This window comes from Micromonospora rifamycinica (assembly GCF_900090265.1).
Taxonomy (GTDB): Bacteria; Actinomycetota; Actinomycetes; order Mycobacteriales; family Micromonosporaceae; genus Micromonospora; species Micromonospora rifamycinica.
On record NZ_LT607752.1, the window covers coordinates 4222132 to 4236025 of the forward strand.

General features: G+C 73.3%; 12 protein-coding genes. 8 read left to right on the forward strand and 4 right to left on the reverse strand.

The window, feature by feature from the left end:
* The 3 genes from GA0070623_RS17490 to GA0070623_RS17500 all read left to right on the forward strand — a co-directional run bounded on the left by GA0070623_RS17490 (position 1) and on the right by GA0070623_RS17500 (position 2970).
* Entirely contained in the window at positions 1-960 is a 960-nt protein-coding gene (locus tag GA0070623_RS17490; protein WP_067303267.1) for a hypothetical protein, read from the forward strand.
* On the forward strand, positions 957-2255 hold the full coding sequence (locus GA0070623_RS17495; RefSeq protein ID WP_067303264.1) for an adenylosuccinate synthetase: 1299 nt from the start codon (positions 957-959) through the stop codon (positions 2253-2255). The genes GA0070623_RS17490 and GA0070623_RS17495 overlap by 4 nt, the downstream gene beginning before the upstream one ends.
* 109 nt (positions 2256-2364) lie before the next feature.
* Entirely contained in the window at positions 2365-2970 is a 606-nt protein-coding gene (locus GA0070623_RS17500) for a DedA family protein (protein WP_067303261.1), read from the forward strand.
* A gap of 20 nt (positions 2971-2990) precedes the next feature.
* On the opposite strand, the gene GA0070623_RS17505 is transcribed toward GA0070623_RS17500, so the two are convergent.
* A complete protein-coding gene (locus GA0070623_RS17505) occupies positions 2991-3632 on the reverse strand; it encodes a TetR/AcrR family transcriptional regulator (protein ID WP_172898418.1) in 642 nt (213 codons plus the stop codon).
* 78 nt (positions 3633-3710) lie between these two features.
* Between GA0070623_RS17505 and GA0070623_RS17510 the strand changes: the two genes are divergently transcribed.
* The 4 genes from GA0070623_RS17510 to GA0070623_RS17525 all read left to right on the forward strand — a co-directional run bounded on the left by GA0070623_RS17510 (position 3711) and on the right by GA0070623_RS17525 (position 8552).
* The gene (locus GA0070623_RS17510) at positions 3711-4163 is read left to right on the forward strand and encodes an SCP2 sterol-binding domain-containing protein (protein WP_067303257.1); all 453 of its coding nucleotides are present in this window, start codon (positions 3711-3713) and stop codon (positions 4161-4163) included.
* Between the two features lie 2 nt (positions 4164-4165).
* Positions 4166-5380, forward strand: a complete 1215-nt coding sequence (locus GA0070623_RS17515) for an acyl-CoA dehydrogenase family protein (RefSeq protein WP_067303254.1) — start codon at positions 4166-4168, stop codon at positions 5378-5380.
* 161 nt (positions 5381-5541) lie between these two features.
* Positions 5542-7107 (forward strand): AMP-binding protein, encoded by a 1566-nt coding sequence (locus GA0070623_RS17520; RefSeq protein WP_067303251.1) that lies wholly within the window; start codon positions 5542-5544, stop codon positions 7105-7107.
* 182 nt (positions 7108-7289) lie between these two features.
* Entirely contained in the window at positions 7290-8552 is a 1263-nt protein-coding gene (locus tag GA0070623_RS17525; RefSeq protein ID WP_197699994.1) for a serine hydrolase domain-containing protein, read from the forward strand.
* Here the strand turns inward: GA0070623_RS17525 and purD are convergent, their stop codons facing one another.
* The 3 genes from purD to GA0070623_RS17540 all read right to left on the reverse strand — a co-directional run bounded on the left by purD (position 8553) and on the right by GA0070623_RS17540 (position 12700).
* Positions 8553-9803 (reverse strand): phosphoribosylamine--glycine ligase, encoded by a 1251-nt coding sequence (gene purD / locus GA0070623_RS17530; protein WP_067303243.1) that lies wholly within the window; start codon positions 9801-9803, stop codon positions 8553-8555.
* 362 nt (positions 9804-10165) lie between these two features.
* Positions 10166-11113, reverse strand: coding sequence for a type IV toxin-antitoxin system AbiEi family antitoxin domain-containing protein (locus GA0070623_RS17535; protein WP_089004331.1), 948 nt, complete (start codon positions 11111-11113; stop codon positions 10166-10168).
* Between the two features lie 297 nt (positions 11114-11410).
* A complete protein-coding gene (locus GA0070623_RS17540) occupies positions 11411-12700 on the reverse strand; it encodes an adenylosuccinate synthase (RefSeq protein ID WP_067310033.1) in 1290 nt (429 codons plus the stop codon).
* A gap of 123 nt (positions 12701-12823) precedes the next feature.
* Between GA0070623_RS17540 and GA0070623_RS17545 the strand changes: the two genes are divergently transcribed.
* Positions 12824-13837, forward strand: coding sequence for a diacylglycerol kinase family protein (locus tag GA0070623_RS17545; RefSeq protein ID WP_067310029.1), 1014 nt, complete (start codon positions 12824-12826; stop codon positions 13835-13837).
* Positions 13838-13894 lie beyond the last annotated feature (57 nt).

A 13894-nucleotide genomic window follows, 5' to 3' on the forward strand; every position in this document is an offset into this window, starting at 1 on the left:
ATGGGCAGCGGAATCTGGTCCACCGACGTGTACGACGCCGCCGACCGCTACCGGAAGAAGAAGGGCAAGAGCGCCTTCTCCTACAGCGACAGCGGCGCCCGCACCGTGCACCCGGCGCTCGACCCGCGTGACGCGCTCCGGGAGAGCCGGGACTCGGCCGAGCACCCGCAGTCGACACCCATCGCGGTGCTGTTCGACGTGACCGGCTCGATGGGGCACGTGCCCCGCACCCTCCAGGCCAAGCTGCCGCAGCTGCTCGGGCTGCTGCTGCGCCAGGGCTACGCCCGCGACCCGCAGGTGATGTTCGGCGCGATCGGCGACGCCACCTGCGACCGGGTGCCGTTGCAGGTGGGGCAGTTCGAGTCGGACAACCGGATGGACGACGACCTCGGCCGGATCGTGCTGGAGGGTGGCGGCGGCGGTCAGATGACCGAGTCGTACGAGCTGGCGATGTACTTCATGGCCCGGCACACGGTCACCGACAGCTGGGAGAAGCGGGGCCGGCGCGGTTACCTGTTCATCATCGGCGACGAGCTGGCGTACCCCCGGGTGAGCCGGCGGGAGGTGCGCCGGCTGATCGGCGACGACCTCGGCGAGGACGTGCCGTTGCGGCAGATCGTCGACGAGGTGACCCGCCGCTGGGACACCTACTACCTGCTCCCCGCCGGCAGCCACTACGCCGGCAACGCCACGGTGCTCGACTTCTGGCGGGACCTGCTCGGGCAGCGCGCCGTCGTCCTCGACGACCTGGACGCGGTCTGCGAGACCATCGCGCTCACCGTCGGCCTCGGCGAGCAGGCCATCGACCTGGACGAGGGGCTGCGTGACCTGGACCGGGCCGGCTCCACCGTCGGCCGTACCGTGTCCAAGGCGCTGGCCCCGCTGGGCGGCGGCCGGCGCACCGAGGTCTCCACGCTGCCCACCACGCCGCACCGCGCCGGTGGGGTGACCCGGCTGTGACCGCCCTCCCCGCCCCCGGACAGCCCGGCCGGCACGTGATCGTGGTCGACCTCGGTTACGGCGACGCCGGCAAGGGAACCGTCGTGGACTGGCTCTGCGCGACCCGCCACGTGCACACCGTGGTGCGGTTCAACGGGGGTGCGCAGGCCGCCCACAACGTGGTACGGCCCGACGGCCGGCACCACACGTTCGCCCAGTTCGGGGCGGGGACGTTCCACCCCGGGGTACGCACCCACCTGGCCCGGCAGCAGGTGGTGGATCCGCTGGCGCTGGCCGCCGAGGCCGACCACCTCGCCGCGGTCGGGGTGCCCGACGCCCTCGACCGGCTCACCGTGGACGGGGAGGCGCTGCTGGCCACGCCGTACCACCGGGCCGCCAACCGGCTGCGGGAGATCGCCCGGGGGGCCGCCCGGCACGGCTCCTGCGGGCTGGGGGTGGGCGAGTCCGTCCGGTACGGGCTCGCCCACCCCGACGAGGCCCCCCGGGTGGCCGACTGCCGGGATCCGGAGCTGCTGCGCCACCGGCTCACCGTGCTCCGGGAGCGGCTCACCGCCGAACTCGGCCCGCTGGACGCCCCGCCGGTGGCGGACTGCCTGCCGGCGTTCACCGGCTTCGCCGACCGGGTGGCGATCGTCGACCGGTCGTACCTGGCCGGGGTGTTGCGGGCGGGGACCTGCGTCTTCGAGGGGGCGCAGGGGGTGCTGCTGGACGAGTGGCACGGCTTCCACCCGTACACCACGTGGAGCACCACCACCTTCGCCAACGCCGAGGCGCTGCTCGCCGAGGCGGGGGCGGCCGGGTCGGCGTACCGGCTGGGGGTGGTGCGGACGGTGACCACCCGGCACGGGCCGGGTCCGCTGGTCACCGAGGACCGGTCCCTGCCGTTGACCGACCCGCACAACCCGACCAACCCGTGGCAGGGCCGGTTCCGGTTCGGCCACTTCGACGCCGTGGCCCACCGGTACGCCCTGGACGTGGCCGGTGGGGTCGACGGGCTCGCCCTCACCCACCTCGACCTGGCCGAACCCGGCCCGGACCGGCCCGCGCTGCGGCTCTGCCGCCGCTACGAGGATGTCGACCGGTTGCGCCCCGGCCCGCCCGGTGACCTGGACCGGCAGGCGACCCTCACCGCCCGGCTGCTGCGGGCCCGCCCGGTGTACGACGCCCCGCCCGCCGACTGGCCGGCGGCGGTGGCCGGGGCGCTGGCCGCCCCGGTGGTGCTCACCTCACGCGGTCCCACCGCCGCCGACAAGCGCGAACACCCCGCGCCGGCCCCGGCCCGCCCGGTGGGCTGATCCGCCGACTCGGCCCCGGGCCACGGACTGACCACCGACTCGGCCCCGGACCACGGGCTGATCCGCCGACTCGGCCCCGGGCCGGTCGTCCAGCGTCGAGCATGGGGGCATGCAGTCGGTGCTCGACCTGCTCCACCACACCGTCACCTCACCCTGGGTGTACCTGGTGATCATCGTGGTGACCGCGGTCGACGCGTTCCTCCCGGTGGTACCCGGCGAGACCGTGGTGATCACCGCCGGGGTCTTCGCCGCCAGCGGCGAGCCGAACCTGGCCGCCGTGCTCGCGTCGGCGGCGTTCGGCGCACTCGTCGGCGACCACGTCTCGTACGGCATCGGCCGGGGCGGCGGGGCACGCCGGCTGGCCTGCTCGCCCGACGGCAGCCGGCGGCGGGCCGGCTCGGACTGGGCCCGCCGGGCGGTGGACCGGCGGGGTGGCTCGATCCTCACCACCTCCCGTTTCGTCCCCGGTGGCCGGACCGCCGTCACGCTCGCCATGGGCGCCGTCCGGTACCCGCTCCCCCGCTTCCTGCTCTTCGACGCCGTCGCCGCGCTGGTCTGGAGCGGGTACTGCGGCCTGCTCGGCTACTTCGGCGGGCTGACCTTCGAGCGGGATCCGCTCCGGGGCCTGCTCGTCGGGGTCGGCCTCTCGCTGGCCGTCACCGGGCTGTTGGAGCTGGCCCGCTGGCTGCGCTACCGCGCCGCCACCCGCCGCTGAGCCGACCGCTGCCGGGGAGGTCAGTCGTCGGCCGGGGGCCGCCAGGTGACGCCGTCGAGGAGTTGGGCGGCACCGAGCCAGGCGACGTTCATCATCCGGGTGGCGGTCCGCTCCGGCTCGGCCTCCGGATGGTCGGCCAGCCAGTCCGCCAGCGACTCGCCGGCGCCGACCAGGGCGTACGCGACGACCTCCAGCTCCGTCGCGGCGATCTCCCGGCCCCGGGCGCGCAGCGCGTGGTCGAACATGCCGGCGACCACCTCGACCAGCCGGGCGCGCATCGCGGCCAGTTCGGTGGCGAACGGCGGGGAGCCCCGGGCCTGCCGGTAGAGCACGGCCCAGCCGTCGCGGTGTGCGCCGACGAAGCCGAAGAAGGCCCGCAGGCCGCGCCAGAGCCGCTGGTCGGCCGGGAGGTCGGGATCGGCGGCCCCGGCGATGGTCAGCATCATCCGGGCCGCCTCCCGGTGCAGGCAGGCGATGAAGAGCTCCTCCTTGGTGCCGAGGTACGCGTAGACCATCGGTTTGGAGATGCCCGCGTCCTCGGCGATCTCGTCCATGCTGGCGGCGTGGAACCCGCGTCGGGAGAAGACCTTCACCGCCGCGTCGAGCATCTGCTGCTCGCGTACGGCCCGGGGGAGGCGCTTGAAGCTGGGGGTGCTGGACACCCTTGCGAGCATACCTACTCGTGCGTAAGGTTACGCGAGAGTAACCAGAACCGGTCCGCCCCGAGAGGTGCAACTTCCATGACTGACTTCGACCCGGCCAACTTCGCCCACTACGGCCCGAAGGAGTTCGCCCAGCTGGTCAAGTCCACCCCGGACGACAAGATCGCCGAGGTGATGTCCGGCGACCTGCGCGGCAAGGTGCTCAACGAGGTCTTCGGCCGGATGCCGCAGATCTTCCGCGCCGACCGCGCCGGTGCCACCAACGCGGTCCTGCACTGGAACATCACCGGCCGTCCCGACGGTGGCACCGACACCTACGAGATCGTCATCGAGAACGGCACCTGCGCCGTCTCGGAGACCCCCGCCCGCGACCCGAAGCTCAGCCTCACCATGGGTCCGGTCGAGTTCCTCAGGATCGTCTCCGGCGGGGCCAACCCGGTGATGATGTTCATGACCGGCAAGCTCAAGGCCAAGGGCGACCTGGGCCTGGCCGCCAACATCGCCAACCTGTTCGACATCCCCAAGGCCTGACCGTGGCCGAGTTCTCGCTCGACCTGAACGAGGAACAGCGGGACCTGCGGGACTGGGTGCACGGCTTCGCCGCCGAGGTCGTGCGCCCGGCCGCCGCCGAGTGGGACGCCCGGGAGGAGACCCCCTGGCCGGTCATCCAGGAGGCGGCGAAGATCGGCCTCTACGGCTTCGAGTTCCTCGCCACCTGCTGGGCCGACCCCACCGGCCTGTCCCTGCCGATCGCCAGTGAGGAACTCTTCTGGGGCGACGCGGGCATCGGCCTGAGCATCTTCGGCACCTCCCTCGCGGTCGCCGCCATCTACGGCGCCGGCACCCCCGACCAGCTCGTCGAATGGGTGCCGCAGTGCTTTGGCACCGTCGACGAGCCCGCCGTCGCCGCGTTCTGCACCACCGAGCCGGAGGCCGGCTCCGACGTCGGGGCGATGCGCAGCCGGGCCGTCTACGACGGGGCCACCGACGAGTGGGTGCTGCGCGGGCAGAAGGCGTACGCCACCAACGGCGGGATCGCCCGCGTGCACGTGGTGACCGCCTCCGTCGCGCCCGAACTGGGCTCGCGCGGGCAGGCCGCGTTCGTCGTACCGCCGGGGACGGCCGGGCTGCACGCGACCCGCAAGCTGAAGAAGCTCGGCCTGCGCGCCTCGCACACCGCCGACGTCTTCCTCGACGACGTCCGGGTGCCGGGGCGCTGCCTGCTCGGTGGCCGGGAGGCGCTGGAGGAGCGGCTGGCCCGCGCCCGGTCCGGCCAGCGGGCCAGCGGCCAGGCCGCCATGCGTACCTTCGAGCTGTCCCGGCCGACCGTCGGCGCGCAGGCGCTCGGCGTCGCCCGGGCCGCCTACGAGTACGCCCTCGACTACGCGAAGGAACGGGTCCAGTTCGGCCGGCCGATCATCGAGAACCAGGCCGTCGCGTTCGCCCTCGCCGACATGAGGACGGAGATCGACGCCGCCCGGCTGCTGGTCTGGCGGGCCTCCTGGATGGGCCGCAACAACCGGCCGTTCACCGCCGGCGAGGGCTCGATGTCCAAGCTCAGGGCGGGCGAGGTGGCCGTCTCGGTGACCGACCGGGCGGTCCAGCTCCTCGGCGGGGCCGGCTTCCTGCGCGACCACCCGGTCGAGCGCTGGTACCGGGACGCCAAGATCTACACCATCTTCGAGGGCACCTCGGAGATCCAGCGGCTGGTCATCTCCCGCGCCATCTCCGGCCTCCAGATCCGCTGACCGTCGCCGCCGGTCGACAGGCCGGTCACCCCCCGTCCACGCTGGGCGGCCCCCGCCCCGCGGCGGTTGGGCCGCCCACCGGAACAGGCGCATGATCGAGGAGGAACCCCTGGTGAGGGCACCCGCCCGCCCTCACGACGCACCCCGAAGGAGGCCGCCGGATGGACCTGCCGTTCATCGTGGCCACGTTGACCAGACGGGGACTGCTCAACCCCGGACACCCCGTCCGGGTGGCCTCGCAGCTCGCCGCCCTCCGTCGGTGGGGCTGGGGGATGGCCGGTGAGCTGCGGCAGGCCGCCGCCCGCGACCCGGACCGGATCGCCGTCGTCGACGAGCACGGCGACCAGCTCACCTACCGGCAGCTGCTGGACCGGGCCGAACGGCTGTCCCGGTCGATGCGCAGCGGGCTCGGGGTGCAGGCCGGCGACCGGGTGGGGCTGCTCTGCCGCAACCACCACGGCCTCATCGAGGGCATCGTCGCCGCCACCCTGCTCGGCGCGGACGCGGTGCTGGTCAACACCGGGCTCTCCGCCGCGCAGCTCGTCACCGTCGCCGAGGAGCAGCGGCTCAGGGTGCTGGTGCACGACAGCGAGTTCGCCGAGCGGATCCTCGGCGTCCCCGCCGAGGTGCGCCGGGTCGACGAACACGGCCTCGACGACCTGATCGCCGCCGCGCTCCCCGGCGACCGGCCCGCACCGCCCACACAGGACGGCCGGACCATCGTGCTGACCTCCGGCACCACCGGCGCACCCAAGGGCGCCCGCCGGCCCGTCCCCACCGGCTTCGGCCCGCTCGTGTCCATCATCGACCGCATCCCGCTGCACGCCCGGGACACCGTGCTGATCGCCGCCCCGATCTTCCACACCTGGGGGTACGCCGCACTCCAGGTCGCCTTCGCGCTGCGCGCCACCATCGTGCTGCACCGCCGGTTCGACCCGGCCGCCACGCTGGACGCGCTCGTGACGCACCGGTGCCAGGCGCTCTTCGCCGTACCGGTGATGCTGCAACGCCTGCTCGACGTGCCGCCACCGGATCCCCGGCCGCCGCTGAAGGTGGTCGCGGTCAGCGGCTCGGCGCTGCCCGGTGGCCTCGCCAACCGGTTCATGGACAGCTACGGCGAGGTGATCTACAACCTGTACGGCTCGACGGAGGTCTCCTGGGCCGCCATCGCCGGCCCCGCCGACCTGCGCCAGGCCCCCACCACCGCCGGTCGCCCCCCGCACGGCACCCGGCTGGAGATCGTCGACGACGCCGGGGAGCCGGTGCCGGCCGGGCGGGTCGGCCGGATCCTGGTGGGCAACGAGATGCTCTTCGAGGGCTACACCTCGGGCGTCCGCCGGGAGACCCACGACGGGCTGCTCGACACCGGCGACCTCGGCCGGGTCAACCACGAGGGTCTGCTCTTCGTCGACGGCCGGGCCGACGACATGATCGTCTCCGGTGGGGAGAACGTCTTCCCGTCCGAGGTCGAGGACCTCCTCACCCGGCTGCCGCAGGTGCGCGAGGCCGCCGTGCTCGGCGTGCCGGATCCGCAGTACGGGCAACGGCTCGCCGCCTTCCTCGCCCTGCACCCGGGCACCGCGCTCGACCCCGAGGCGGTACGCGAGTACGTCCGGCACTATCTGGCCCGGTTCTCCGTACCCCGGGATGTGATCTTCGTGAAGTACCTGCCGCGCAACGCCACCGGCAAGGTGGTCCCCCGGGAACTCCGCCGCTACTACGGCTGACGCCCGACCCGACGTCCGGGCGGGGCTGGCGGGGCCTGGCAGGGCAGGGCGGGGCCTGGCGGGTCAGGTCGATGAGCGGGGGTGCGGGCCGGCCCCGGCCGGTGACCCCGAGTCGACGATCGGGGTCGGGCGCGGGAGTCTCCCGGATGCCGCCGATCGCCGCGGCCGGCAGGCTCGACACCATGAAGATCATGAATCGGCGTACCGTGCTCGTCGCCACGACGCTCGGTGCCCTGCTCGCTGTCGCGGCACCCGGGACGGTCGCCGCAGCCGCCCCCGCCCGCGTTCAGTCTCCCGCCGCTGCCGCCCGCTTTCAGTCTCCCGCCGCTGCCGCCCGCGTTTCCTCTCCCGCCGCTGTCGCCGGTGACCGTCGCGGCGATCCGGGTTGCCGGCCCGGCACCCTCGACCCGGCCCCCCTCCAGCAGGCGATAGCCGGGCTGCCCGACGGCGACGCCACCAGCGCCCAGGTCAGGATCACCACGCCGGACGGCTGCTGGACCGGCACCAGCGGCGTACGGGACCTGCGCAGCCAGGCGCCCGTGCCCCCGGACGCCCGGTTCCGGGCCGGCAGCGTCACCAAGGCCTTCACCGCCGCCCTGGTGCTGCAACTCGTCGCCGAGGGTCGGATCGGTCTCGACGCACCGGTGCAGCGGCTCCTCCCCGGCCTGCTCCCCGCCGGCTACCCGACCGTCACCGTCCGGCAGCTGCTCGACCACACCAGCGGCCTGCCCAGCCCCACCGTCCCCGACGGGATCGAGTGGCAGCTCGCCCACCGGTACGACCGGTGGACCCCGGAGCAGCTCGTCCGGCTCGGGCTCCACAACCCCCGCGAGTTCGACCCCGGCACGAAGCAGCACTACACCAACATGGGCTACATCGTCGCCGGGATGCTCATCGAGAAGGCCACCGGGCACTCGTACGCGACGGAACTGGACCGGCGCATCGCCCGGCCGCTCGGCCTGCGCGACACCTACGCGCCGGGGGACGACCCGCGTATCCGGGGACCACACGCCCACGGTTACCAGGCCGTCGTCCGCGACGGTCGGACCGAACTGGTGGACGTGACCACCTGGAGCCAGACCTTCACCCCGGCCTCCGGCAACATCATCTCCAGCCTGACCGACCTGGACGTCTTCCTCACCGCGCTCCTCGCCGGGAGGGTGGTGCCGGCGGCGCAGCTCACCACGATGTTCACCCTGCCGACCGTGCCGGACGTCGACGGCGGGCCGGCCCGCTACAGCACCGGGCTCACCGCGTTCCCGCTGCCCGACGGCGACGCCCTGTGGATCAAGACCGGTTCCCGGTACGGCTACCTCGCCGGCATCGCCTCCAGCCGGGACGGCCGGTTCCGGGTGGAGTACTCGATCACCGGCACCGACGCCAAGGGCGAGGAGCTCAGCGCCACCGCCCAACGGGTCATCGCCGCCGCCCTCGCCCTGCTCTGATCAGTCGGGGACGGTGATCCGGCCGTCGATCGCGGTGGCCGCGATGTCGCCACGGTGGTGCGAACCGGCCAGCTCGATGCCGCGTACCAGGGCGTAGGCGGCATCACGGGCGGCGGTCAGATCGGGGCCGGTGGCCGTACCGCAGAGGACCCGGCCGCCGGCGGAGAGCAACGCGCCGTCGGCGGCCCGGCGGGCGGTGCCGGCGTGGATGACGCCCGGGTGGTCGGCGCCGGTGATCACGTCACCGGTACGTGGCGCGGCCGGATAACCCTCGGCGGCGACCACGACGGTGACCGCCGCGCCGTCGCGCCAGCGCAGCGGCGGGTGCGCGGCCAGCGTGCCCGTCGCCGCGGCGTGCAGCAGCCCGGCCAGCGGGGTCTCCAGCAGCGCCAGCACCACCTGGGTCTCCGGATCACCGAACCGGGCGTTGAACTCGATCACCCGGGGGCCGGCGGCGGTGAGCGCCAGCCCGACATAGAGCAGACCGCCGAACGGGGTGCCCCGGCGGCGCAGCTCGGCCAGCGTCGGATGGACCACGTCGGCCATCACCTCGTCGACCAGGCCGGGCGGCGCCCACGGCAGCGGCGCGTACGCCCCCATGCCGCCGGTGTTCGGGCCGGCGTCGCCGTCGCCGACCCGCTTGAAGTCCTGCGCGGGTAGCAGCGGCAGGGCGGCCTCACCGTCGGTCACCACGAACAGGGACACCTCGGGGCCGGACAGGTACTCCTCGACCACCACCCGGCCGCACTCCTGCGCGTGTCGCAGCGCGGCGGCCCGATCGTCGGTGACCACCACGCCCTTGCCGGCGGCCAGCCCGTCGTCCTTCACCACGTACGGCGTGCCGAACTCGTCCAGCGCCCACCCGACACTCTCCGCGTCGGTGCAGGTGTACGCGCGGGCGGTCGGCACCCCGGCCGCCGTCATGATCTCCTTGGCGAAGGTCTTGGAGCCCTCCAGCCGGGCCGCCTCGGCCGACGGCCCGAACACGGCCACGCCCTTGGCGCGTACCGCGTCGGCCACTCCGGCGACCAGCGGCGCCTCCGGCCCGATCACCACCAGGTCGGCACCGACCTCCACGGCCAACGCGGCCACCCCGGCGGGATCCACCGGATCGACCTGCCGCAGCTCCGCCAAGCCCGCGATCCCCGGGTTACCGGGCGCCGCGAACAGGGCCTCGACAGCCGGATCCCCGACCAACCCGAGGGCGAGCGCATGCTCCCGCCCGCCACCACCCAGAAGAAGTACGCGCACGGCGTCGAATCCTACCCACCACCCCCGAACCCCCACCCTCCCCGCCCCGCCCCCACCCACCCACCCACCCACCCACCCCGCTCCGCCCCCACCCCGCTCCGCCCCCGACCCACCCCACTCATCCCGGTGATCAAGAGGTTTGTGACAAGTTAGAGATCAACTTTGACGCAAACCTCTTGATCGATTGACGCAAAGCTCTTGATCACCGGGCTGAGGGAGGGGTCGGGAGGGTGAGCCGGGTGGGGAAGCAGGACCGGCTGGGCCTGGTGGCCTGGTGGCCTGGTGGTCTGGTGGTCTGGCCGGGCGAGGCGGGATGGGGCTGGGACTACCGGGGTTGATGGGAGGGAGGGTTCGTTGGGGGGCTAGTGCGGGTTGGTGGGGCGGGAGGTGCGGCGGATAAGGGACATCGCCTGGCGGACCGTGTGGGGGATGTAGTCCGGGCGGAGAGCGTCGGACCAGGTGAATCGGAGGATCCTCCAGCCCGCGTTGACCAGCCGGTTCTGCCGACGGCGGTCGGCGAAGAGGGCTTCGGGCGTACCGTGTGGACCTGCCCCGTCGGTCTCGGCGATCAGCCGGGCGGCACGCCAGGCCAGGTCACCGAGGCCGAGCAGGTGACCGTCCTCGTCACGGACCTCCAGTTGCAGCACGTCGGGTGGGACGCCGCCGTCGACGCACCGCAACCGCGCCCAGGTCTCCAACGGTGACTGCGCCCGCCCGTCCGCCTCACCGAGGTGGCTCCTGGCCGCCGGGGCACCTCGTCGGCCCCGGACCAGCGCCGGCACGGTCGCCAGGCTCTCCGGGGTGACGAACCCCCGGTTCAACGCCGAGTCGAGCACGGACACCGCCGGATACCGGCCCAGCCGGAGGATCAGGTCGGTCACCGTACGCAATGGTGACGTGGCGGGAATGCCGGCCACGTCGACGATGTCGTCGGGGTCCACGGTCAGTTGATGGATCACGAGCGCGGAGTCGGTGCGTCGCTGCGGGCGGGGCCGGTCCACCGGTACCGAGACGTGGATGGCCGGGTGCCGGCGTGTTCCGGTGATGCCGTGCAGCTCCAGCGCGCTGCCGAGGACCGCGAAGGCACCCGGGCCGAGGCTGGTCACCGCCGCCCGGATGCGGACCCGGTCGGGTGTCGCGCCGGGCGGCCCTCCACCCGGCGCGAAGCAGCCACGGGACAGCCTCGTCCACCGACCGGAGCGGCAGAGTTGTCTGATGTGGTCGCGGGTCAGCCCGGCCGCGAGGGCCTGCGTGGTGGTGACCATCCCGTCCTGCCCGAGGGCGACACGGTGGATGAGTTCGAGCGGCATCACCGCCCCACCCTCACCCACCATCCACAAGAACGTCGACCCCTGTGGAAAACCCTGTGGACAACCAGCCATCGCCGATCGATGACCAAGAGATTTACGTCAAGATCACGCGCCATCCCTGACCCAAACCTCTTGATCACCGCACACCAACCCGTCAGACACCGGTGATCAAGAGGTTTGGGTCAACACGTCGCAGGACGTTGACGTGAATCTCTTGATCACCGGGGCGGGCGGGGGTGGGGCGGGCGGGGGTGGGGCGGGCGGGCGGGGATGGGGGTGGGGAGGGGGGCGGGGGGGTCAGGGGAGGAGGGGGTGGCGGACCACGTTTTCTTCGCGGCCGGGGCCTACACCGACCACGCTGACGCGGGTGCCGGTGATCTCCTCGATGCGGGCGATGTAGCGGCGGGCGTTCTCCGGCAGCTCGTCCTCGGTACGGGCCTTGCTGATGTCCTCCCACCAACCGTCGTGCTCTTCGTAGATCGGGGTGGCGTGGTGGAAGTCGGTCTGGGTCATCGGCATGTCGTCGAAACGCTCGCCGTTGATCTCGTACCCGATGCAGAGCGGGACCTTCGGCAGGCCGGTGAGCACATCCAGCTTGGTGATGACCAGGTCGGTGACGCCGTTGAGGCGGCAGGAGTACCGGGCGACCACGGCGTCGAACCAGCCGCAGCGCCGCTCCCGGCCGGTGGTGGTGCCGTACTCGTGGCCGACCTTGCGCAGGTGCTGCCCGTTGTCGTCGAACAGCTCGGTCGGGAACGGACCGGACCCGACCCGGGTGGTGTACGCCTTGCTCACCGCGATGACCCCGGTGATCGCGGTCGGCGGGATGCCCGCGCCCACGCACGCCCCACCGGCCGTCGGGTTCGACGAGGTGACGAAGGGGTAGGTGCCGTGGTCCATGTCGAGCATGGTGGCCTGGGCACCCTCCAGCAGCACCGTCTCACCCCGGTCGAGGGCGTCCCAGAGCATCACCCGGGTCTCCGCGATGTACGGCTTGAGCCGCTCCGCGTACCGCAGATACTCCTCGACGGTCTCCTCGACGTCGATCGCCTTGCGGTTGTAGACCTTGAACAGCAGCTGGTTCTTCTCCCGCAGCGCGAGTTCCAGCTTCTTGCGCAGGATGCCCGGGTCGAGCAGGTCCTGGAGCCGGATCCCCATCCGGGCGACCTTGTCGCCGTACGCCGGGCCGATGCCGCGCCCGGTGGTGCCGATCCGGGACGACCCGAGGTAGCGCTCCACCACCCGGTCCAGTGCCCGGTGGTGCGGCATGATCAGGTGCGCGTCGCCGGAGATCCGCAGCCGGGACACGTCCACCCCGCGCTCGGCGAGCCCGTCGATCTCGGCGAGCAGCACCTTCGGGTCGACCACCACCCCGTTGCCGATGACGATCATCGCGCTCGGGGAGAGCGCGCCCGACGGCATCAGGTGCAGCGCGTACTTCTGCCCGTCGGGTGTGATCACGGTGTGGCCGGCGTTGTTGCCGCCGGAGTAGCGCACCACGTAGTCGACCCGCTCACCCAGCAGGTCGGTAACCTTGCCCTTGCCCTCGTCGCCCCACTGAGCACCGATGAGCACGATCGCTGGCATCTTTTCCGCCTCCAGAAGGCTCGGGTGCCAGGTGGCGACCGGTTGGCGAGCCCGGGGTGTCAGGCTAACAAGTAGAAACGGCGTGGCCGGCAGGGGTTCGCGTCGGAAGGCAGGAGGCCCGGGGTGTACGACGTGGTGCTGCTCACTCTCGGCTCGGACCGGGACGCTCCCGGTGGGGGCTGCGGCAGTGGCGACGCCTGCTGTGGCGGTGCTCCCGAGGCCACCGGGAAACCGGCCGCGCCGCCGGGCGGGGAGCGCTGCGAGACGCCGCGTGTGCCGGTGCTGGCCTGCGCGGACGCGCTGACCGCCCGGGGTGCCCGGGTGGAGACCGTCACCGCCCGCTCCGACGCCGGGATCGACGAGGTGCTGGCCCGGCTGGACGCCCCGGCCCGCCCCGACGGCCTCACCTGGCCCGACCCGGACAGCAAGGTCCGGCTGGTGGTCGCCGCCGCCAGCGACGCCCAGTTGCGCGCCGTCGTGCGCCGGCTGGTCCGTCGGTACGCCCCACCGCCGAGCCGCCGCCCGGCCGAGCTGGCCGGCGACCGGACGCTGCCCGATCTGCCGCCGATCGGCGTACTCCCGCTCGACCCCGCCCGGGGTGGCCCGCACCGGGACCTGGCCGGGCAGCTCGGCCTGCCCCGGGATCCGGCGGCGGTGGCCACGGCGGTGCTCGACGGCCGCGTACGCCGGCTCGACCTGCTGCGCAACGACGGCGGTTCGGTGACCCTGGACGGCGCGTTGCTCGGCGCCGCCGACGACGCCGGCCGGCCGCTGCTCTGGCGCGGCCGGGTCGAGGTGGACGACGCGGTGCTCTCCGACGGCACGGACCCGATCCTGGCCTGCGCGATCGGCAACGCCGGCGGGTACGCCACCCTCGACTCGCTACCGCTGCTCACCGCCCCCGATCCGGCCGACGGTCTGGTGGAGGTCGCGGTGGCCGTTCCGGTGCCGACCCGCCCGACGTTGGGCAGGAAGAAGAAGATCAGGTACGAGGTACGTCGGGCCCGGGGCCGGGCGGTGGCCGTGATCCCCCGCGACGACCGGGTGCCCTTCCTCGACGACGGGGCCGAGGGTGAGCTGAGCCGCAAGCGGTCCTGGTGGATCGAGCCCGCAGCCTGGGCGGTCTTCACGGGCTGACCACCACCCGCCCCCGTCACCCGGCGTAGTGGGAACGGGACGCCTATCCTCGACGGG